20 protein-coding genes are annotated in these 19,069 nt (G+C 73.0%); 14 read left to right on the top strand and 6 right to left on the bottom strand.

The features are described from left to right. The first annotated feature begins 153 nt into the window (after positions 1-153). From ACFWP3_RS09560 to ACFWP3_RS09540, 5 genes are all read left to right on the top strand, one after another. The gene (locus ACFWP3_RS09560) at positions 154-2,091 is read left to right on the top strand and encodes a helix-turn-helix domain-containing protein (protein WP_384218080.1); all 1,938 of its coding nucleotides are present in this window, start codon (positions 154-156) and stop codon (positions 2,089-2,091) included. A 65-nt stretch (positions 2,092-2,156) separates the two neighbouring features. Further along, the gene (locus ACFWP3_RS09555; protein ID WP_384218078.1) at positions 2,157-2,537 is read left to right on the top strand and encodes a hypothetical protein; all 381 of its coding nucleotides are present in this window, start codon (positions 2,157-2,159) and stop codon (positions 2,535-2,537) included. Between the two features lie 91 nt (positions 2,538-2,628). Next, on the top strand, positions 2,629-3,801 hold the full coding sequence (locus tag ACFWP3_RS09550) for a hypothetical protein (protein ID WP_384218075.1): 1,173 nt from the start codon (positions 2,629-2,631) through the stop codon (positions 3,799-3,801). Between the two features lie 87 nt (positions 3,802-3,888). Further along, a complete protein-coding gene (locus ACFWP3_RS09545) occupies positions 3,889-4,050 on the top strand; it encodes a hypothetical protein (RefSeq protein ID WP_384218073.1) in 162 nt (53 codons plus the stop codon). A gap of 227 nt (positions 4,051-4,277) precedes the next feature. After that, positions 4,278-5,762, top strand: a complete 1,485-nt coding sequence (locus tag ACFWP3_RS09540) for a UDP-N-acetylmuramoyl-L-alanyl-D-glutamate--2,6-diaminopimelate ligase (protein WP_384218071.1) — start codon at positions 4,278-4,280, stop codon at positions 5,760-5,762. A 7-nt stretch (positions 5,763-5,769) separates the two neighbouring features. On the opposite strand, the gene ACFWP3_RS09535 is transcribed toward ACFWP3_RS09540, so the two are convergent. Both ACFWP3_RS09535 and ACFWP3_RS09530 read right to left on the bottom strand, forming a co-directional pair. Beyond that, entirely contained in the window at positions 5,770-6,390 is a 621-nt protein-coding gene (locus ACFWP3_RS09535) for an L-threonylcarbamoyladenylate synthase (RefSeq protein WP_362306304.1), read from the bottom strand. Between the two features lie 25 nt (positions 6,391-6,415). Then, positions 6,416-6,646, bottom strand: a complete 231-nt coding sequence (locus ACFWP3_RS09530; protein WP_384218068.1) for a DUF6296 family protein — start codon at positions 6,644-6,646, stop codon at positions 6,416-6,418. A 211-nt stretch (positions 6,647-6,857) separates the two neighbouring features. Between ACFWP3_RS09530 and ACFWP3_RS09525 the strand changes: the two genes are divergently transcribed. Then, positions 6,858-8,108 carry an MFS transporter gene (locus ACFWP3_RS09525; protein WP_384218066.1) on the top strand — a complete coding sequence of 417 codons (1,251 nt, stop codon included), beginning with the start codon at positions 6,858-6,860 and terminating at the stop codon, positions 8,106-8,108. On the opposite strand, the gene ACFWP3_RS09520 is transcribed toward ACFWP3_RS09525, so the two are convergent. After that, a complete protein-coding gene (locus tag ACFWP3_RS09520; RefSeq protein ID WP_384218063.1) occupies positions 8,078-8,590 on the bottom strand; it encodes a pyridoxamine 5'-phosphate oxidase family protein in 513 nt (170 codons plus the stop codon). The genes ACFWP3_RS09525 and ACFWP3_RS09520 overlap by 31 nt on opposite strands. A 340-nt stretch (positions 8,591-8,930) precedes the next feature. After that, positions 8,931-10,472: a cellulase family glycosylhydrolase gene (locus ACFWP3_RS09515; RefSeq protein ID WP_384218061.1), complete on the bottom strand. Its 1,542-nt coding sequence runs from the start codon at positions 10,470-10,472 to the stop codon at positions 8,931-8,933. A 73-nt stretch (positions 10,473-10,545) separates the two neighbouring features. Between ACFWP3_RS09515 and ACFWP3_RS09510 the strand changes: the two genes are divergently transcribed. From ACFWP3_RS09510 to ACFWP3_RS09485, 6 genes are read left to right on the top strand one after another with little or no spacing between them, the layout of a single operon-like run. Next, the gene (locus ACFWP3_RS09510; RefSeq protein ID WP_384218058.1) at positions 10,546-10,842 is read left to right on the top strand and encodes a hypothetical protein; all 297 of its coding nucleotides are present in this window, start codon (positions 10,546-10,548) and stop codon (positions 10,840-10,842) included. Beyond that, positions 10,839-12,413: an extracellular solute-binding protein gene (locus ACFWP3_RS09505; protein WP_384218090.1), complete on the top strand. Its 1,575-nt coding sequence runs from the start codon at positions 10,839-10,841 to the stop codon at positions 12,411-12,413. Before ACFWP3_RS09510 ends, ACFWP3_RS09505 begins: the two co-directional genes overlap by 4 nt. A gap of 23 nt (positions 12,414-12,436) precedes the next feature. Further along, the gene (locus ACFWP3_RS09500) at positions 12,437-13,303 is read left to right on the top strand and encodes a 5-dehydro-4-deoxyglucarate dehydratase (RefSeq protein WP_384218056.1); all 867 of its coding nucleotides are present in this window, start codon (positions 12,437-12,439) and stop codon (positions 13,301-13,303) included. Continuing rightward, positions 13,303-14,568: a glucarate dehydratase family protein gene (locus ACFWP3_RS09495; protein ID WP_384218053.1), complete on the top strand. Its 1,266-nt coding sequence runs from the start codon at positions 13,303-13,305 to the stop codon at positions 14,566-14,568. The genes ACFWP3_RS09500 and ACFWP3_RS09495 overlap by 1 nt, the downstream gene beginning before the upstream one ends. After that, positions 14,562-15,704, top strand: coding sequence for a hypothetical protein (locus tag ACFWP3_RS09490; RefSeq protein ID WP_384218051.1), 1,143 nt, complete (start codon positions 14,562-14,564; stop codon positions 15,702-15,704). Before ACFWP3_RS09495 ends, ACFWP3_RS09490 begins: the two co-directional genes overlap by 7 nt. After that, a complete protein-coding gene (locus tag ACFWP3_RS09485; protein WP_384218048.1) occupies positions 15,701-16,534 on the top strand; it encodes an NAD-dependent epimerase/dehydratase family protein in 834 nt (277 codons plus the stop codon). The genes ACFWP3_RS09490 and ACFWP3_RS09485 overlap by 4 nt, the downstream gene beginning before the upstream one ends. Before the next feature lie 81 nt (positions 16,535-16,615). Here ACFWP3_RS09485 and ACFWP3_RS09480 read toward each other — a convergent pair whose 3' ends face one another. Continuing rightward, a complete protein-coding gene (locus tag ACFWP3_RS09480; protein WP_384218046.1) occupies positions 16,616-16,855 on the bottom strand; it encodes a chaplin in 240 nt (79 codons plus the stop codon). Positions 16,856-17,247: 392 nt separating this feature from the next. Here ACFWP3_RS09480 and ACFWP3_RS09475 point away from each other — a divergent pair, with 392 nt between their 5' ends. After that, positions 17,248-18,414 (top strand): hypothetical protein, encoded by a 1,167-nt coding sequence (locus tag ACFWP3_RS09475; protein ID WP_384218043.1) that lies wholly within the window; start codon positions 17,248-17,250, stop codon positions 18,412-18,414. 67 nt (positions 18,415-18,481) lie between these two features. Beyond that, positions 18,482-18,688 (top strand): hypothetical protein, encoded by a 207-nt coding sequence (locus tag ACFWP3_RS09470; RefSeq protein WP_384218041.1) that lies wholly within the window; start codon positions 18,482-18,484, stop codon positions 18,686-18,688. Positions 18,689-18,804: 116 nt separating this feature from the next. Here the strand turns inward: ACFWP3_RS09470 and ACFWP3_RS09465 are convergent, their stop codons facing one another. Beyond that, positions 18,805-19,002 carry a DUF6059 family protein gene (locus ACFWP3_RS09465; protein ID WP_384218038.1) on the bottom strand — a complete coding sequence of 66 codons (198 nt, stop codon included), beginning with the start codon at positions 19,000-19,002 and terminating at the stop codon, positions 18,805-18,807. Positions 19,003-19,069: the final 67 nt, after the last annotated feature.

Raw genomic sequence — 19,069 nt, 5'->3', positions numbered from 1 at the left:
CATTTTTTAATTTACCCCCCCCCCCCCCTAACAAACCCCCCCCCTTCCGGCGCCTGCTTTTTTTTTTTAAACCAACTATTCCCCCGCCCCCCCCCCCCCGCCCGCGCCCGCTCCCGCCCGCGCCGCCCGGCCCCGTACCACGGAGAGCCCGACATGCCCACCACAGCGAAGAGCCCCGGCGACGGCGAGGCGTGGACCGTGCTGCGCCGGCTGCTGGACCTGCTCGCCGAGGGCGCGCCCGCCGAACACTTCGCGCTGCCGGCCGAGGCCGCCCGGCAGACCGGCCTCTCCGCGGCCCGGGCCCAGGAGATCGACGAGGCCACCCGGGTCGCGCTCGCCATCCGCCGCACGCTCAGCCAGCACCGCCGGCGCGAGGCGGAACTGGCGGCCCTCTTCGACACCGCCGGAGACCTGGCGGCACTGCGCGACCTGGACGCCGTCCTGCGGGCCATCGTCCACCGCGCCAAACTCCTCCTCGGTACGGACGTCACCTACCTCTCCCTCAACGACGACGAGGCCGGCGACACCTACATGCGGGTGACCGACGGCTCGGTCTCCGCCGCCTTCCAGCAGGTGCGCCTGGGCATGGGGGAGGGGCTGGGCGGACTCGTCGCCGAGACGGCCCGCCCCTACACCACCGGCGACTACCGCGACGACCCGCGGTTCAAGCACACCGCGACGATCGACAGCGCCGTCGCGGAGGAGGGCCTGCGGGCCATCCTCGGGGTACCGCTGGGCCTGGGCACGCGTGTGATCGGCGTGCTCTACGCCGCCGACCGCACCGCCCGTACCTTCACCCCGGACGAGGTCGCCCTGCTCGCCTCGCTCGCCGACCACGCCGCCATCGCCATCGACAGCGCCCGGCTCCTGGAGGAGACCCGTAGCGCACTGGTCGACCTCAACGCGGCCTCCCAGACGATCGAGGCCCACAGCCGGGCCATGCGGCGCGCCGAGGACGCCCACGACCGGCTGACCGACCTGGTGCTGCGCGGGGCGGGCATCACCGAGGTCGCCACCGCCATCGGCACCGTCCTGCAGGGCGGCATGCTCATCCACGACGCGGACGGCACCGAACTCGCCCGGGCGGGCGCCGACCCGCAGCCCCCGCCGCCCCAGGCCGTGGCCGCCTCACGGGCGGGCGGCCGCGCGGTCCCGGTCCAGGGCACCTGGGTGTGCGCGGTCCTCGCCGGACACGAACTCCTCGGCAGCATCGCCCTGACCGGCCGCCCCGACCTCGACGACGCCGACCGCCGGCTCTTCGAACGGGCCAGCGTCGTCACCGCCCTGCTGCTGCTCCTGCGCCGCTCGGTCGCCGAAACCGAGGACCGCGTACGGGGCGAACTGCTGGGCGACCTCCTCACCCGGGCCGCCGACCCCGCCGGCCTGTCGGCGCGGGCCCGCCGGCTCGGCGTGAACCTCGGCCAGCCGCACGCGGTGTTCGTCCTGCACGCCGACACCGTCCCCCGCCCGCGGCTGCTGGCCGCGGCCGCCCGCACCGCGCAGGCCCGCAAGGGGCTGGCCGGCCAGCACCACGACGACGTGGTCCTCATCTGCCCCTCCGACACCCCCAGTTCCTGCGCCGCCTCGCTCGCCGCCGAACTGGGCCAGGCCGTGAACGTCCCGGTCACCGTCGGGACGGCGGGCCGCCCGGTGACCGGACCGCCGGACTTCGCCGAAGCGCACGCCGAGGCCCGCCGCTGCCTGGCCGCCCTGCACGCCCTGGGCCACCGGGGGACCGGCGCCGCCCTCGCGGACCTGGGCTTCGTCGGCCTCCTGCTCGGCGACCAGACGGACCTGGGGGGCTACGTACGGCAGATCCTGGGACCGCTCCTGGACTACGACGCGAAGCGCGGCACCGACCTCACCCACACCCTGCGGACCTACTTCGCGCTGGGCATGAGCCAGGCCAAGACCCGGGCGGCCCTCCACGTCCACGTCAACACGGTGGTGCAGCGCCTGGACCGCATCGGGCGGCTCCTCGGCCGGGACTGGCACCTTCCGGAGCGGGCCCTCGAACTGCAACTCGCCCTGCGCATCCACCAGGTGTCGGCGCCCGGCGAAGCCGGGGACGACGGGATGCGGACGCGCTGATACCGATTCGGTTGCGACCGCCACCCGGCTCGTACCCGACCCGCTCGCGGGGCAGTTGCAAGGACATGGAAGCCACCACCCCAGAGACGTACGCGGTGCTCGACGGCGCGTACTGGCTCGACGCCGCCGACGGTGACCGCGCCCCCTGCGTCCACTGCGCGCTCCTGCACCGGAGCCCCGCGCCCGATGCCCCGAGGGAGCCGGGGCGGGACGAGGCCTCCGGCCGGAACAGCCGGAACAGCCGGAACAGCCGGAACAGCCGGGACGGCCGGGACGGCGACGAGGAAGACGGCGACGAGGTCGAGGGCGACGAGGGCCAGGACGGGCTGCTGGAACGGCTGCAGACCGTCATCACCAGCGCGAACGCCGGCCGGCTGCGGGCCGTCATGCTCACCTGCTCGCTCGGCACCGTCATCGTGGGAGCGGCCGCGACGATCCGGCGCTGAGCGGCGAACGGCTTTGATCGACAGCGGTGTTGTTGCCTAGCATGTGCACGCCACGCGCACCCCCGCGTGCCCAGCCCGACGAAAGCACCTCATGCGCATCAAGCGGACCCTCACCGCGACCGTCCTCCTCGTCTCCCTCAGCACGCTCGCGGCCTGCGAGGACGCCGAGCCCGGCCGGTCGGCGACCGTACCGCCGGGCGTCGGGGGCCCCTCGGCGCCTGCGCCCGCCTCCCTGGCCGAGGCGCAGAAGTACGTCCAGCAGTACGCCTCGTGCGAGAAGATGGGCACCGAGCCGGGTGACAGCAGGCTGCCGCTCAGCGACCTCACGACGGTCGGGAAGTGGTCGGTGACCGAGCGCGGCGTGTGCACCGACCGCACCGAGCACGGCGAGATCATCTTCTACATGGCCTCGGACATGAAGGAGTTCCAGGCGGGCTACAAGCAGCGCGTCATGGACAAGATCGCCGGGGGCAACGGCACCTACGGCCTGAACAGCCGGGTGTTCGTCGGCCGGAACTTCGCCGTCACACCGACCGAGACCAAGACGGCCCTCGCCCTCGCCACGTCGGACCTGCGCATCCTCACCTGCAACCCGACCTTCGCCGTGCCCAAGGGGTACAAGAAGGAGGCGGCCCTGGTCGACGGCTGCGTGCTCAGCGACTTCGTCGGCAGCACCGACGGCAGCGGCAGCCCGAACTTCGAGACCCCGCAGGAGGATCCGGCCGCGGGCGGCGCGTCCGCCAAGCCGGGCCAGCCGGTGCAGGGCAGCCTGGGCCTGCCCCGGGCCGGCAGCCTCGCCGAGCTGAAGGAGCTCGTCCACCCGCACACCGTCGACTGCACGAACATGTCCACCGCCCCCGACGCCGTCGCCGTCGAGTCCATCGACTACGCGCCGGTCGTGACCGGGGACCAGCTGGCGTGGGGGATCAAGGAGCGGGCGATCTGCGGGAACCTGGCGGGGGACCGCCGCGCCCACGACCTGAACTGGCTCGATGTCGTACGTGACATGAAGCTGCTGCAGACCAAGGCGAAGGCCGCCCAGCAGGCCGACCTGAAGGACGACGGCCGCCTCAAGGCCACCGCCAGCCGACTGCTGGTCGGCGAGAACATCGCCGTGGAGACCAACAGCCCCGCGGTCCGGCACGGCCTCTACCAGTTGCAGTTCCTCACCTTGGAATGCCGGCCCGGCTTCAGCGCCCCGGCGGGCTACCGGCTGGAGAAGTCCCAGGTCGAAGGGTGCGTCCTGACCAACTACGAGGGCTGAGGACCGGCCCCGCCCCTTCGGCCGGCCCCGCCTCCTCACGGCCGCACGGTGGATTCCGTACCGCCCCGGCGGCCGTACACTCGGCCCATGGGTCGCACACGTTCGTCGAGGGAGTGCCCGCCGCCGCGGGCCGCCTCCGCCGTGCGCCCGCTCGCCGCCGGACCGGCTGCCGTAGGCCCGGACACCGCGGCCGTGGCCGTGGCCGAGGTGCCCGAGACGCGCCGTATCGCCCTGCACGGCCACGGCTAGCGATCCTCCGCGGACCGGGCCGGCCTCCGTGGCCGGCCCGCCGCCCTTCACGTACGTCCGCCACGCCTTCCCCGCCGGGACGACCGACACGTCCGGCGCCGCCTCAGGCCCTGCCACCGGAAGAGCGGACGGACGAAGTCACCACCGCGGTCTCCGGCGTGCCGTCGCAGACCGTCGCCCGGCCGCGGCCCGCACCATCGGGGCCGAGCCGCCTCGAAGGGATCTTTGTGAAGCTGAGCGATTTGCTGGCCGGGCAGGAGCACCACGTGCTCCGGGGCGCCCCGGACAAGACGCGCGTCACCGCCGGAATCACCTTCGACGTGGAGCGGGTGCTGCCGGGGTCGGTGTTCGTCGCGGTGCCGGGCCACGAGGAGGGCGGCCCGGTCTCGGTGCCGGCCGCCCTCGCGAGGGGCGCCGCCGCGGTGCTCGTCGACGGCGGAGCGGACGGCCGCCCCGAGACGACGTGGCCCCCGGGCGCGTGCGCCGTACGGGTACCGGACACCCGGACGGCCGCCGCGGTCGTGGCCTCCCGGTACTTCGGCGAACCGGGCCGGCAGATGGACATGGTGGCGATCACCGGCACCAACGGCAAAACGTCGGTGTCGTACATGGTCGAATCCGTCCTGCGCATCGCGGAGGGCGCGAAGGTCGGGGTGATCGGGACGGCCGGCAGCCGCATCGGCGACGAGCTCATCCCGATGCCGCGATCCGTGCTGACCACGCCGGAATCACCCGACCTCCAGTACCTCCTGGGTTATATGCGCGACCGAGGGACCGGGAGCGCGGTGCTCGAGGCCACCTCGATGGCCCTGCTCACCCACCGCGTGGACCGGACCTTCATTGACGTCGGCGTCTTCACCAACCTGACCCAGGACCATCTGGACGATCACGGGACGATGGCCAACTACCGCGATGCCAAGCTGCGCCTGTTCCAGGGGCTGTGCCGGCGCGCCGTGGTGAACGTGGACGACCCCGTGGGCGCCCGCATCCCGTCGATGATGCCGGGCGCGGTGACCACGTACGCCCTGGACGCCCCGGCCGACTACCAGGCCACCGACCTCGTCGTGAGCGCCTCCGGCACGCGGTTCACCCTGCACCACGACGGGCACGCCTACCCGGCCTCGATCCCCGTGCCCGGCCGGTTCTCGGTGGCCAACGCCCTGGGCACCCTGGCGGCCTGCCACCTGCTGGGCCACGAGATGGGCCCGCTGGTCGCCGCCCTGGACCGGATGCCGCCCGTCCCCGGCCGGTTCGAGCGCTTCCGCACCCCGCTCGGCACCTCGGTGGTCGTCGACTACGCGCACTCGCCGGACTCCCTGGACAAGGTCCTCACCACGATCCGGGGCTTCGCCCGCGGCCGCGTCATCACCGTCTTCGGCTGCGGCGGGGACCGGGACACGACCAAGCGCGCCGAAATGGGCAGCATCGCCGGGACCCATTCCGACCTGTGCGTCCTCACCTCGGACAACCCCCGCCACGAGGACCCCGAGGCCATCCTGGACCAGATCAGCCCCGGCCTCGCGGCGACGGGTACGCCCTTCGAGCGGTTCACCGACCGCCGGGAGGCGATCGCGTTCGCGCTGTCCGCGGCGGACCCCGCCGACACGGTGCTGATCGCCGGCAAGGGCAGCGAGCCGCACCAGATCGTCGGCGAGGAACTGATCCCCTTCAGCGACATGGCCACCGTGCGCGAACTGGCCCACCAGGGGTGAGGCGCGGCTACTCGAAGCGGTCCGTGTCGCCCGCGCCGGCGCGGACGATCTCGGCCTCGCCGCTGGAGTAGTCGATGACGGTGGTGGGCCTGGTCCCGCAGTCACCTGAGTCGAGGACGGCGTCCACCAGGTGCTCGAGCCGCTCCTTGATCTCCCAGCCCTGCGTCATGGGCTCGTCCTCGTCGGGCAGCAGCAGGGTGCTGGAGAGCAGCGGCTCACCGAGTTCGGCGAGCAGCGCCTGGGTGACGGCGTGGTCGGGGATCCGGACCCCGACCGTCTTCTTCTTCGGGTGCATCAGCTGGCGCGGCACCTCGTTCGTCGCCCGGAGGATGAAGGTGTACGGGCCCGGGGTCGAGGCCTTGATCGCGCGGAACACGTCGTTGTCGATGTGTACGAACTGGCCCAGCTGCGCGAAGTTCTGGCAGACGAGGGTGAAGTGGTGCCGCTCGTCCAGGTTCCGGATCGACCGGATCCGGGCCATGCCCTCGCGGTTGCCCAGCTGGCAGCCCAGCGCGAAGCACGAGTCCGTGGGGTACGCGACGAGGGCGCCGGAGCGGATGCTGTCCGCCACGCTGCCGATCGTGCGCGGCTGGGGGTTTTCGGGGTGCACATCGAAGTACTTGGCCATCCGCCGAGCCTACCGGGGACGCGCGTCACCCGGGCAGCGGCCGGGCCTGGACCCCGTGGGCGGGCACCTGCTGGCCGCTCGACGGGAGCATGCGGACCTCGGCCTGATCGCTGATCTCCGCCTGGACGATGCCGGTCACGTCGCGGTAGACGGGGTGCCCGCCGGGGCCGGTGCGGTCCGTACGGCTGACGACGACCACGTCCTGGCCCTCCTCGGCGCCCTCGGGAAACACCAGTTCGTAGCGTTCCGCGTGCATCTCGCTCCCTCCGGCCGGTCCTCCTGGCAGGTGCGCACGGCAGGCCGCCCGCCGTCTCATCATGCGGTCCGGGCGCCGCCACCGCATCGCCGTGTTGTGACGGAGGGTGATGCCGGAGCCTGAGGGTCGAAACGCTGCTAAAATGCACCCGTTGGCCTCCGGCGCCCGTGCCCCGCACATGCGTCCGAAGGCTTTTTTTATGCCTTCTCCCATGTCTGAGCCCGATGCGGCTCCCGCCCCCGCAACCTCCACCACCGGATACCGCGACCTGCTGCGCACCGGCGAGTTCGCCGGACTGTACGCCGGCTTCACCCTCACGGCCGCCGCGACCACCCTGGCGGGCTTCGCGCTCGGCACCCTCGTCAACGAGCAGACCAGCTCGCCGTTCCTGACGGCCGTCAGCATGTACGGCGCCACCTTCGCCACGGTGCTCGGCGCCCTGACCCTGATGTCCGTCGCCGACGGAAAACGCCCGCGGCGCACGCTGGTCGTGCTCCAGCTGCTCTCGCTGGCGGGCGTCGCGGCCCAGGCCGTGCCCGGCCTGCCGCTGCCCGTCCGGTTCGCCCTGCTGCTGGTGCTCGGCTTCTTCCAGTCCCTCGGTACCGGCACCCGGCTGGGCCTGCTCGCCGAGGTGGTGCCCGCCTCCGCCTACGTGCCGGCGCGCTCCCTGATGAACATCACCGCGGGGGGCACGGCGATCCTCGGCTACGCGGCCGGCGCCGTACTGCTGCGGTTCCTGTCCCCGCAGGGCCTCTTCGCGGTCGCCGCCGCCCTGACCGCACTCGCCCTGGCCGTCGTGGCCGCCACCGTACGGGAGCACTCGATCCGCCTCACCCGCCGCCCCGGGCTGCGGCAGACCTGGACCGCGAACGCCGCCCTCTTCGCCGATCCCGGCCGGCGCCGGCTGCTGCTCAACCTGTGGGTCCCCAACGGCCTGATCGTCGGCTGCGAGGCCCTGTTCATCTCCTACGACCCCGACCACGCCGGGACCTTCCTGGCCGCCGGATCGGCGGGCATGCTCCTCGGCGACCTGGCCGTCGGCCGCCTGCTGACCGCCGACCGGCGCCGCCGCTGCGCCTTCGCCCTGAGGCTGCTGCTCGCCGTCCCGTACCTGCTCTTCGCGACGGAGCCGCCGGTCCTGCTCGCCGCGGCGGCCGTGTTCGTCGCCGGAGCCGGGTTCGCGGCCACCCTGCCCCTCCAGGAGCGGCTGCTCGAACTGACCCCGGACCCGGTCCGCGGCCAGGTCCAGGGCGTGGAGTCGGCCGGCCGGATGACCTGGCAGGGGATCGGCGCCGCGCTCGCCGGCGGCGCGGCCCAGTACCTGGGGCCCGGCACCGCGATCACCGCCGTGGCGGCCGTCTCCGTGGCGGTCACGCTCGTCTTCGTGGACGGCGGCGGCCGCGCCGGCAGCGGCCGCGCCGGCGGTACGCGTCAGGCGAAGAGCCAGCGCGTCTGGCTGTAGCCGCCCTTGCCGAAGCCGAACGCGGTGCGCGGGGCCACCTCGAAGACCAGGGCCTCGCCCGCCTCGGGGCTGACGAACACGCCGTCGCCCACGTCGAAGTGCCATTCGGCGCCGTACTTCGCCTCCCAGGCGGCGGCCAGGGCGCGCAGCCGGGCCGGGTCGGTCACGCGCGCCGCCTCGCCCTCGACCACCAGGTCGAAGCCCTCGTGCAGGGCGTTCGTGCCGGTGGTGAGGACGACGTGCGCGTTCCTCCGGAGGTTCTTGGCCTTGCGCTCCTGCGGCCCGGTACAGAAGTGCAGTGCGCCGTCGGCCCAGACGCCGATCAGCGGCGTGACGTGCGGCCGCGCGTCGGGGCGTACGGTCGTGAGCCAGTAGAGCTCCGCCTCCGCCAGCCGGGTGACGGCCTGCGACCACGGCACCGCGGTCGCCTGCTCGTCGCTGTAGCGCGCGTCGAGCTCGGTGCGCGGTTCCTCGTCGGGCATGGAGCGTCCTCCTGACCGGACCTGACCTGATGTGGTCCCACTGAGCCAAGGTTCACATATCGCGGCCGGCCCCGCCCCTGTCCCCGGGGCCGTCCTCCTCATCCGCGTCGTAGCACGGCCGATGCCACATCGGCATCCCGAACCAGAGCCAGACGATCCCGCTGAAGGTGACAGCGGGGGGGACGGTGACCGTCAGGAAGGGCTGGGGCTCCAGGTCCGACCAGGCGAGCGGCTGCTCGGGGTCGTAGCCGCTCTACGTGACGTACAGGCCAGCGCCGAGCCCCGCCCGGTTGCGCGTACCGGACGGGGCCGTGGGGCTCAGGGGGCCGGCGGGGGAGCGTCAGGCGGTGGGGAAGTTGTCCGCGGTGCGGATGCGGTCGCGGATCCAGACGCCGGCGGGCCCCAGCGAACCGGTCCCAGCCCAGGGGCCGTTGGCGTCGCAGGTGCCCGGCTTGAAGACGGCTCCGGTGCGGTTGTCGTCGGAGAAGTTCCAGTTCGTCCAGCTGATCTTCTTGGCCGCCATCAGGTCGAGGTACTTCTGCGTCATGGCGAAGTCGTTGGAGCCCTCACCGGCGTAGTTCTGCGTGCCGAACTCGGTGACGAACACGGGGATCCGGTCGGCGGCGCGGGAGAGGGTGTCGAGGTACTCCTCGCGGTGCGAGTACGCGTAGAAGTGGAAGGTGTACATGATGTTGGACGCGTTCACCTGGTTGTTGACGACCTCGGTCTCGTTGCCGTCCTCGGAGACGCCGAAGGAGGACCAGGCACGGGTGCCGACCAGGACCGGTGCGTCGGAGTCGATGTTCCGGATGACCGGGATGATCTGCTCCGCGTAGCTCTTGATCTCGGCCCAGCTCACACCGCTCGGCTCGTTGGCGATCTCGTAGAAGATGTTGTTCTTGCCCTTGTGGCGGTTCGCGATCGCGCTGAAGAAGGTCTTGGCCCGGGCCAGGTTGTAGTTCGGGTCGCCCGGGTCGAGCATGTGCCAGTCGACGATCACGTACATGCCGCGGGCCGTGGCCTGCTCGATGAGCGAGTGGGCGAGGTCGGTGAACTTCTGCGGGTCGGACTCGTAGCCGCCCTCCTGGACGTACGTGGACACGCGCAGGACGTCGGCGTTCCAGTCCTTCGCGAGGGCGTCGAGCGAACCGCCGGTGAGGCACTGCGCGTACCACTGGGTGCCGTGGGTGCTCATGCCGCGCAGCTGGACGGGCTTGCCGTACTGGTTGCAGAGCTTGGTGCCGCAGACGGTGAGCCGGCCGTTGATGCCGACCGGGGTGGTGCCAGGCCCGGGCGGGGTGGTGCCGGTGTCGACCGTGAGGTGGTCGACGTTGGGGCCGCCGCCCGCGGTGGTGGCCGTGGCCCGGATGGTGTTGGCGCCGGCCTTGAGGGCGGCGCTCAGGCTGGTGGTGGACCAGGAGGTCCAGGCTCCGGTGCCGTTGAACGCCTTGTTCGACGCGACGGCGGTGCCGTTGACCGTGATGGTCATCGGGCGGTTGGCGGTGGTGCCGTTGGCGTAGCGCAGGCCCAGCGTGGCGGTGCCGGCCTGGGCCGAGTTGACCGTCCACTCGACGTAACTGCCGCTGAGGCTGTCGTAGTTGACGAACCCGCTGCCGGTGAATCCTGCGTGGTTGGACTCGGCCGCGCCCCGGGAGATGGTGGCGCTCTCCGCCTCGTGGGTGACGGGAGCGGCCGGCGCGCCCGAGGCGCCGGGTGCGGTGGTGAGGGCTATGAGCAGGGCGCTGACGAGAGTTCCGGCTCCGGCGAGGGAACGCAGCCGAACACGTGGGGGTCTCAAGGTGTCTCCATCCCGTTGACGATCCGGCGATCGTAAGGAAACTTTCCTAATGGCATGGAATAGCAGCGTCCGCCCGGTCCGCACAAGACCCCGTGCATGCAATCCATGTATGTGGATGACTTATTGATGCTGAGACAGTTATTGACCAGCTGGATCGATGAATCGCAGAGCCGCATCCACCACCTTGGCGACCTCCCTGGCCGGGGTCCTCGCCCTCACCGCCCTCACCGGCTGCGGCGGTGACCCGGACGCCGCCTCCGGCGCCGGCGACGACAAGGCCCCGCTCACCGTCTGGGTCCGCAAGCCCCCGGGCTCGCCCACCGAGCAGACCCACAGGGAGCTGGCCGCCGCCTTCACCCGGTCCACCGGCATCCAGGCCGAAGTCACCGCCCTGTTCGACGACTTCGAGACGAAACTCCAGCAGGCCGCGGCGCAGCGGAAGCTCCCGGCCTGATCGTCAACGACACCGCGCAGCTCGGCACCCTGGTCAAGCAGGGCCTGGTCCGCGAGGTGGCGCAGTCCGAGCTCGCGGGCGGCGACCAGCTCATACCCGCCTCCTGGGAGGCCGCCCGGGCCGCCGACGGCAAGTACTACGGAGTCCCCTTCTCCGCGCAGACCTTCGCCCTGTTCGTGCGCAAGGACTGGCGGGAGAAGCTGGGCATCGCGCCGCCCGCCGACTGGGACCAGCTCGACGCGCTGGCCACCGCCTTCACCACCGGGGACCCGGACGGCAACGGCCGGCCCGACACCTACGGCTACGTGGTCCCCGGCACCACCAAGCGCGGCTACATGGACTGGTACTTCTCCAGCTTCCTGTGGTCGGCGGGCGGCGAGTACTTCACCGGCGAGGGCCGGAACCTCGCGCCCGCCATCGGCGGCCCGGAGGCCGTACGGGCCGCGCAGCACCTCAAGGACCAGTTCTGCGCCGACAAGAGCGCAGGTGTTCGACAAGGTCTACCGCGAGGCGGGCCGCTACTCCCCGGTCGTCAAGGAGTGGACGCCCTTTCGCCAGGCCTCCGCCGAAGCCCTCAACGGCCTGGTCGCCGACTGCGGTTCCGACCCCGGGGCCGTCCTCGAAAAGCTCGCCGGCGCCTTCTCCGAGGAGCTGAAGAGGCAGGGAGCGTCCTGATGCAGCGGCCGTGGCGGGGCCGGGCCGCTCCCTGGCTGTTCCTCGCCCCGGCGCTGCTGCTCTTCGCGCTCTTCAAGTTCCTGCCCATGTGGCGGGCGATCGAGATGAGCTTCCACGAGGTGCGGCCCTACCTGGGCGACCGCTGGGTGGGATGGGCCAACTACCGGCAGGTCGTGTCCGACGGGGCCTTCCTCGACGCCATCGGGCACACCGTGGTCCTGGCCCTCGGCCAGACCGGCGGCTCGGTGGTCCTCGGACTGGCCCTCGCCCTGCTGCTGGAGGGCACCGCACGCCGGCTGTGGATCGTACGCACCGCCGTCTTCCTGCCGACGGTGACGGCCATGGCGGTGGTCGCCGAGGTCTGGCGGATCCTCTACCACCCGGCCGCCGACGGAACCGTCAACACCCTCCTCGGCTGGCTGGGAGCAGGCCCCTCCCAGTTCCTCGCCGGCCCCGACAGCGCCCTGTGGTCGGTCATGGCCGTGGGCGTGTGGCGCGGCGCCCCCTACGACATGATGATCTTCATCGCGGCCCTCGCGGGCGTCGACCGGACCCTGTACGAGGCCGCCGCCGCGGACGGCGCCGGCGTCGCCCGCAGGCTCTGGCACGTCACCCTGCCCGCCCTGCGCCCCGCCTTCACCATCCTGCTCACGCTCGCCGCGATCCGCTCCCTGCGGGTCTTCACCGAGATCTTCCTGCTCACCAACGGCGGACCCAGCGGCTCCACCGAGGTCCTGATGACCCTCGTCTACAAACTCGGCCTGGAACGGGGCGAACTCGGCATCGCCGCCGCCGGCTCCATGATCCTGCTGGCCGCGTCCGTCACCCTCACACTCGCCGTCCGGCTGTCGCGGACCGGCACCGGAAAGGAGGCCGGCTGCTGTCCTTTCCGCTGACCCCGTTCACCCCCGACGACAAGGTGGACCTGGCCGTCTTCCCCGCACACCTGGAGCAGCAGATCGCAGCCGGCCCCGCCGCGCTCTTCGTCGCCTGCGGCACCGGCGAGTTCACCGCCCTGTCCCCGGACGAGTACCGCGACGTGGTCGCCACCGCCGTCCGCGTCGCCGACGGCCGGCTCCCCGTCGTCGCCGGCTGCGGCGGAGGCCCCCGCCTGGCCCGCGAGTTCGCCGAGACCGCCGCCGCGTGCGGAGCCGACGGACTGCTGATGCTCCCGCCCTACCTCGTCTCCTCCACCCCCGCCGGCCTCGTCGACCACATCCGCTACGTCGCCGCCGCCACCGCCCTCCCCGTCACCGTCTACCAGCGGGCCAACGCCGTCCTCGACGAGGCCGCCGCCCTCGCCCTCCTCGACATCCCCACCGTCACCGGCATCAAGGACGGCCGCGGCGACGTCGACGCGATGCTGCGCCTGGTCACCGCCGTCCGCACCAGCGGCCACCCCCGCGCTGACGCCTTCGGCTTCCTCAACGGCCTGCCCACCGCCGAGCTCTCCGTCCAGGCGTACGAGGCCATCGGCGTCGAGTGCTACTCCTCCGCCGTGCTCTGCTTCGCACCCGACCTCGCGGCCGCCTTCCACCGCGCCGTACGGGCCGGGAACAAGGACGCCGTCCGGACCCTGCTCGCCGAGTTCTACCTGCCCTTCGTCGCCCTGCGCGACGAAGCACCCGGCTACGCCGTCGCCCTGGTCAAGGCCGAAGCGCGGCAGGCCGGCCTGGACATGGGATCCGTCCGGCCGCCGCTCGTCGACCCCGCCGCCGCACACGAACGGCGGCTCGCCGAGGTCATCGCCCGCGGCCGCGCCGCACTCGCCCGGCTGGAGGTCTGATGCGCATCCGGGAAACGGTCGTCACCCCCGTCGCCTTCCCCGACCCGCCGCTGCTCAACTCCGCCGGCGTGCACGAGCCGTGGGCCCTGCGCGCCATCGTCGAACTCCACTGCGGCGACGGCCTCGTCGGCCTCGGCGAAACCTACGGCGACGCACCCCACCTGCGGCTCCTGAACGCCGTCGGCCCCGCCCTCACCGGACTCGACCCCTTCGACACCCACGCCCTGCTGCGCCGCGTCCGCACCGTACTCGGCGAGGACACCGACACCCCCGACTGGCACGGACTGACCGGCGGATCCAGCCCCCACAAGACCACCCTGCGCGTCCTCAGCCCCTTCGAGACCGCCTGCCTGGACCTCCAGGGACAGCTCGCCGGCCGGCCCGTCGCCGACCTCCTCGGCGGCCGCGTCCGCGACCGCGTCCCCTACTCCGCCTACCTCTTCCACAAACGGGCCGCGCACCCGGGAGCCCCGGAGGGCGGGGACCCGTACGGCGAGGCCCTCGACCCGGAAGGCATCGTCGCCCAGGCCCGGCAGCTGACCGGCACGTACGGATTCCGCTCGATCAAGCTCAAGGGCGGAGTGCTCCCGCCCGACCGGGAGATCGAGGCGATCCGCGCCCTGCGCGAAGCCTTCCCGGACCACCCGCTGCGCCTCGACCCCAACGCCGCCTGGACGGTGGAGACCTCGCGCCGCGTCGCGGCCGAGACCGAAGGCCTCCTGGAGTACCTCGAGGACCCCACCCCCGGCGTCGACGGCATGGCCGAGGTCGCCCGCACCGCCCCCATGCCGCTCGCCACCAACATGGTGGTCGTCGCCCCCGAGGACATACCGCGCGGCTTCACCGAGCGCGCCGTCGGCGTCGTCCTCGCTGACCACCACTACTGGGGCGGGCTGCGCCGCACCGCGGAACTCGCCGCGATCTGCCGGACCTGGGGCATCGGCGTCTCCATGCACTCCAACAGCCACCTCGGCATCAGCCTCGCCGCCATGACCCAGCTCGGCGCCGCCCTGCCGGAGCTGTCCTACGCCGCCGACACCCACACGCCCTGGCAGTACGGGGCGGACGTCCTCGCCGAGCCGCTGCGCATCACCGACGGATCCGTCGCCGTCCCCGACCGTCCGGGACTCGGCGTCCGCCTCGACCCCGACGCGCTGGCCCGCCTCCACGAGAACTACCTGCGGTGCGGCATCCGGGAACGGGACGACACCGGGTACATGCGGCGCTTCGACCCCTCCTTCCGCAAGCGGCGGCCCCGATGGTGACCCCGACCGTCTCCGCCCACGCCTACCCGTGGGACGTCCTCGACGACCCCGCCTTCCCCGACCGGGTCCGGGACGCCGGCCTGGACGCCGTCACCCTCGCCCTCAGCTACCACTCCACCCGGGCCGCCACCCCGCTGCACCCGCAGCGCCGGTTCGTCGACGCCCGCCACTTCGCGCTCTACCGCCCCGTGGACCACCGGGCCTGGTCCGGCCGCCGCCTGGTGCCCTCCCGAGCCGACTGGGCGCCCGGCCCCGACCCGGGCGGCGCCGCCGTCGAGGCACTCGCCGCGGCCGGCATCCCGGTCAACGCCTGGCTGGTCCTCGCCCACAACAGCCGCCTGGGCACCCTCCACCCGCGGCTCGCCGTCACCAACTGCTTCGGCGAGCCCTACCCGTACGCCCTGTGCCCCGCGCAGCCGGAGGTACGCGAGTACTGCGCCACCCTCGCCGCCGAAGCACTGCGCGGGCTCACCCCCGGCGCGGTCCGCGGAGTGTCCCTGGAGTCCGCCGGACAGCTCGGCGCCGTCCACCTCGGCTGCCATGAGAAGACCGACGGCGCCTACCCGGCCGCCGCCCTGCGCGCCCTGTCCGTGTGCTGCTGCGCCGCCTGCCGCGCCCGCTGGCGGGCCGCCGGACTCGACCCCGGCGAGGCCGTGGCCCTGCTGCGCCGCTCGGCGACCGCCGCCGACGGCCCGCCGGTCCCGGACGCGCCCGGATCCGTACTCCTCGCGGCCCGGCACACCGCGGCCGACGAGCTGCGCGGGCAGGTGCTGGCCGCCGTACGGGAGACCCTGCCCGGCGTACCGGTCACCCTGCACGCCCACCCGGACCCGTGGGCCACCGGGCCCTCTCCCGGGCTGACGGCCCGGGCCGCCGAGGACGTGGACGCCCTCCTCGTGCCCTGCTGGCCGACGGGCCCCGGCTCCGCCTCACTCGTCGAGGCGGCCGCACGCCACGGCTTGCCCGTCGACGCCTACGTCACCGCCCAGCCGCCGGCCGACCCCGAAAGGCTGCCCGCCCACGTACGCGGCCTGCGCGCCGCCGGGGCGAGCCGGCTCAGCCTCTACCACCTGGGCCTGCTGCCGCCCCCGCGGCTGCCGCTGCTGGCCCGCCTGGCGAAGGAGTTCCGCTCATGACCCTCATGACCCCGCCCCGCACTCCGTCCCCCGACCCGCCCCGCACCCTCCTGCTGACCGGCGCCGCGGGCGGCGTCGGCGGCTTCCTGCGGGCGAGCCTGCCCGGCTACGGCTACCGGCTGCGGCTCGCCGACCTGAAGCCGGTCGAGGGCGCCGAGTCCCTCGTCTTCGACCTGCGCGACGCGGACGCGGTCCGCGCGGCGGTGCGCGGTGTCGACGCCGTGGTCCACCTCGGCGGGATCTCCCTCGAGGACACCTTCGAGGCCGTCCTCGGAGCCAACGTCCAGGGCACCTACCACCTCTACGAGGCCGTCCGGCGGGAAGGAATCCGCCGGGTCGTGTTCGCGAGCAGCAACCACGCCGTCGGCTACGTGCCCCTGACCGGCGGCGCACCCATCGGCAGCGCGGTCGGGCCGCGCCCGGACACGTACTACGGCCTGTCCAAGGCCTTCGGGGAGAACCTCGCCTCCCTCTACGCCGACAAGTACGGGGTCGAGACCGTCTCGCTGCGGATCGGCTCCTGCTTCCCCGAGCCGCGCTCGGTCCGCATGCTGGCCACCTGGCTCAGCCCGGCCGACTGCGCCCGTCTCGTGCACGCGGCCCTCACCGCCCCGGACGTCGGCCACACCGTCGTCAACGGCATCAGCGCCAACACCCGTGCCTGGTGGGACCTCGGCTCGGCGCGCGCCCTCGGCTACGCCCCGCAGGACGACGCGGAGGCCTACGCCGAGGCACTGCTCGCCGCGCACGGTCCCCTCGACCCCGCCCACCCCGACGCCCGCTACGTCGGAGGCTCCTTCACCCTGGCGGACCCGCACGGCACCGGCTGAGCGGCCGGGCGGCCTGGATCCGGCCGCCCGGCGGGGTGGTGCCGTGCCCCAACACGGCACCACCCGGGGGTTCGAGAAGCGTCAGAGGTTGACGCAGGTGTTGCCGGCGGCCGGGTTGAGCGCCCCGATGATGTTGATGGAGTTGCCGCAGACGTTGATCGGGATGTGCACCGGAATCTGGATCAGGTTTCCGGACAGGACACCGGGGGAGCCGGCCGCAATACCCGAGGCTTCGGCGTCGGCGGACGCGACCGAGGCACCACCGAGGAGCGCGAAGCCGACGGCGAGGGCCAGCCCGGCACTCTTCAGGACACGCGACATGTGAAATCTCCTTGTACAGACGGCAAGCGCAGCCAGGCTGCGCCGGGGGCCCCGGACGGGGTCCGCACCCTTGCTTCGGCAGCCCTCGCCCCGCCCGCCCGGCCCCGCCCGCCGGATTCCCCCGAAGGAGTGCGCCGGGCGGCTGCATTCGGCGGCACCCGGTTCCACACCGGGAACGGATCGCAGGCCGGACCGCCGACCCCCGCGCACCCGAAACCGATCACCGGGCGAATCTGCCGCCGTCCACCAGCAGACGGGGCAAACGCTTTTGCGGTGAGGGCGGGGAGCTGACGGCCGTTCGCGTGGATTTGCGGAGGGTCCGAACGCGGGTGCGGGGGCCTGCCCCCGACGGGGGATACCTCTGGTGCCTCCGAACCGAGGAGAGGGAACGCATGAGGAATCGACTCGTACTCGCCGGGTCCGCCGTCGTGGCAAGTGTCGGACTGTGCATCGCGGCCGCGCCCGCCACGGCGGCGCAGGTCCCCCTGAACCTCAGTGTCGGCTGCGGCGACGTGGCCGGGCTCATCGCGGCCATCGGACAGGCGAACGCACAGCCCGAGGGCGGCACGATCAGGCTGGTCAAGGACTGCGCCTACCGTTTCCAGGACGACTTCGATGACTCGGGCACCGCCCTGCCGGCCATCACCGGGAAGGTCGGCCTCGTCGGCGACAACTCGACCCTGATCCGCTCCGCGAGCGAGGGCCTCCCGTACTTCCGCATCCTCGCCGTCGGTCAGGGCGGCCGGCTCGCCCTGAAGGGCATCGGCGTGACCGGTGGCCACACGGAGGGCAACGGAGCGGGCATCGCCAACCGGGGGACGCTGCGGCTGGAGAACAGCAAGGTCGTGGGCAACCAGTCGGGCGGGGTCGGCGGGGGCATCTCCAACGCGGGCGGCGACGTCACGCTCGTCGACAGCACGGTCCTGACCAACGTGGCCACCTCGTCGGCGGGCGAACCCGGCTTCGGCGGCGGACTCAGCAACGACGCCACCGGCACCCTCACGCTCAGGCGGGCCACCGTCGCCGGCAACACGGCCGACGAGGACGGCGGCGGCATCCAGAACCACGGCACGCTGACCGTCGACCGCAGCTACATCGCGAACAACCAGGCCCGCGACGACAACGGCGGGGGCGTCAACAACCTCGGCAGCGCGGAGATCCGGCAGAGCAGGCTCGTCGAGAACTGGGCCGGCCTCGACGGCGGCGGCATCCACAACGGTGAGGACGCGACGCTGGAGGTGCAGGACACGTCCTTCACCGGCAACAAGGCGGGCAACGACGGCGGAGCCCTGCACAACGAAGGCACCGCCACGCTGAGCGACAGCAAGGTCCAGCGGAACTCGGCGGCCCGCGACGGCGGGGGCCTCAGCAACGAGCAGGTGGCAGGGGCCGACACCGCACAGCTGACGCTCGAACAGACGACCGTTTCGGGGAACCGGGCGGCCGGGGTGGGCGGCAGCATCAGCAACGGGGCCGGCGCGGTCGTGACCCTCACGCAGAGCGAGATCGGTACGAACCTTCCCACGAACTGCTCCGGAACGGTCCCGGGCTGCTCCTGACAGGCACGTCTCGGCAGGTGGAGCACATGGAGCTGCCACGGGCGAGGGGGAGTGGTCGGATCGGTGCATGAACGATCCGTACGCCATTGACGTCCTGGCCGTATCGGCGCCGGCGGGCCTCGCCGAGCGCCGGGCGGCCCGCCGCACGGCGGCCGCCCATGCCGCGAACGCCGAGGAGCTGGAGGAGCTCCTCGACATGCTCGGCCTCCACCCCGACCACGACTCGGCCGCCACCGGCGGCCCGGGCGCACCCTTGCGGCCCCGGCGCACGTAGGACCGGCGCACGTAGCACCGGCGCACGGAGGACCGGCGCACGTAGGACCCCGCGGGCCCGCCGCGCCCCCGCCGGGTGGGCGGGCCCCTGGCCGCGCCGCGGGGCGCCGCCCGGTGTCAGCGGACGGGGCGGCGGGACTGGAGGTCGCGGAGCAGGGCGCGTTCCACCGCGGTGAAGGGGACGTCGGGGCGCAGGCGTTCGGGGTGGCCCGGTGGCGGGCAGTCGAGCGGGGCGGGGCCCGGCCGGTGCTCGGCGCGTGCGATCTCCCCGTTCAGGTGGAGGGTGCCGAAGGAGACCAGGCCTTGCCACACCACGCCCGCCCAGCGCCGTGCAAGGGAAGGCCGCCTGCCGGGTCGCATGTCCACTGTCACCCCATCCGTC

This window comes from Streptomyces sp. NPDC058525 (assembly GCF_042719495.1).
In the GTDB taxonomy this organism is placed as follows: domain Bacteria; phylum Actinomycetota; class Actinomycetes; order Streptomycetales; family Streptomycetaceae; genus Streptomyces.
The sequence above is the reverse complement of the archived record's forward strand: the minus strand, read 5'-3'. Positions and strand labels throughout refer to the sequence as shown.

Excerpts from the sequence above, each read along its gene's own strand:
- ACFWP3_RS09560 (WP_384218080.1), top strand. The coding sequence starts at position 154 with ATGCCCACCACAGCGAAGAGCCCCGGCGACGGCGAGGCGTGGACCGTG.
- ACFWP3_RS09555 (WP_384218078.1), top strand. The coding sequence starts at position 2,157 with ATGGAAGCCACCACCCCAGAGACGTACGCGGTGCTCGACGGCGCGTAC.
- ACFWP3_RS09550 (WP_384218075.1), top strand. The coding sequence starts at position 2,629 with ATGCGCATCAAGCGGACCCTCACCGCGACCGTCCTCCTCGTCTCCCTC.
- ACFWP3_RS09545 (WP_384218073.1), top strand. The coding sequence starts at position 3,889 with ATGGGTCGCACACGTTCGTCGAGGGAGTGCCCGCCGCCGCGGGCCGCC.
- ACFWP3_RS09535 (WP_362306304.1), bottom strand. The coding sequence starts at position 6,390 with ATGGCCAAGTACTTCGATGTGCACCCCGAAAACCCCCAGCCGCGCACG.
- ACFWP3_RS09530 (WP_384218068.1), bottom strand. The coding sequence starts at position 6,646 with ATGCACGCGGAACGCTACGAACTGGTGTTTCCCGAGGGCGCCGAGGAG.
- ACFWP3_RS09525 (WP_384218066.1), top strand. The coding sequence starts at position 6,858 with ATGTCTGAGCCCGATGCGGCTCCCGCCCCCGCAACCTCCACCACCGGA.
- ACFWP3_RS09520 (WP_384218063.1), bottom strand. The coding sequence starts at position 8,590 with ATGCCCGACGAGGAACCGCGCACCGAGCTCGACGCGCGCTACAGCGAC.
- ACFWP3_RS09510 (WP_384218058.1), top strand. The coding sequence starts at position 10,546 with ATGAATCGCAGAGCCGCATCCACCACCTTGGCGACCTCCCTGGCCGGG.
- ACFWP3_RS09495 (WP_384218053.1), top strand. The coding sequence starts at position 13,303 with ATGCGCATCCGGGAAACGGTCGTCACCCCCGTCGCCTTCCCCGACCCG.
- ACFWP3_RS09490 (WP_384218051.1), top strand. The coding sequence starts at position 14,562 with ATGGTGACCCCGACCGTCTCCGCCCACGCCTACCCGTGGGACGTCCTC.
- ACFWP3_RS09485 (WP_384218048.1), top strand. The coding sequence starts at position 15,701 with ATGACCCTCATGACCCCGCCCCGCACTCCGTCCCCCGACCCGCCCCGC.
- ACFWP3_RS09480 (WP_384218046.1), bottom strand. The coding sequence starts at position 16,855 with ATGTCGCGTGTCCTGAAGAGTGCCGGGCTGGCCCTCGCCGTCGGCTTC.
- ACFWP3_RS09475 (WP_384218043.1), top strand. The coding sequence starts at position 17,248 with ATGAGGAATCGACTCGTACTCGCCGGGTCCGCCGTCGTGGCAAGTGTC.
- ACFWP3_RS09470 (WP_384218041.1), top strand. The coding sequence starts at position 18,482 with ATGAACGATCCGTACGCCATTGACGTCCTGGCCGTATCGGCGCCGGCG.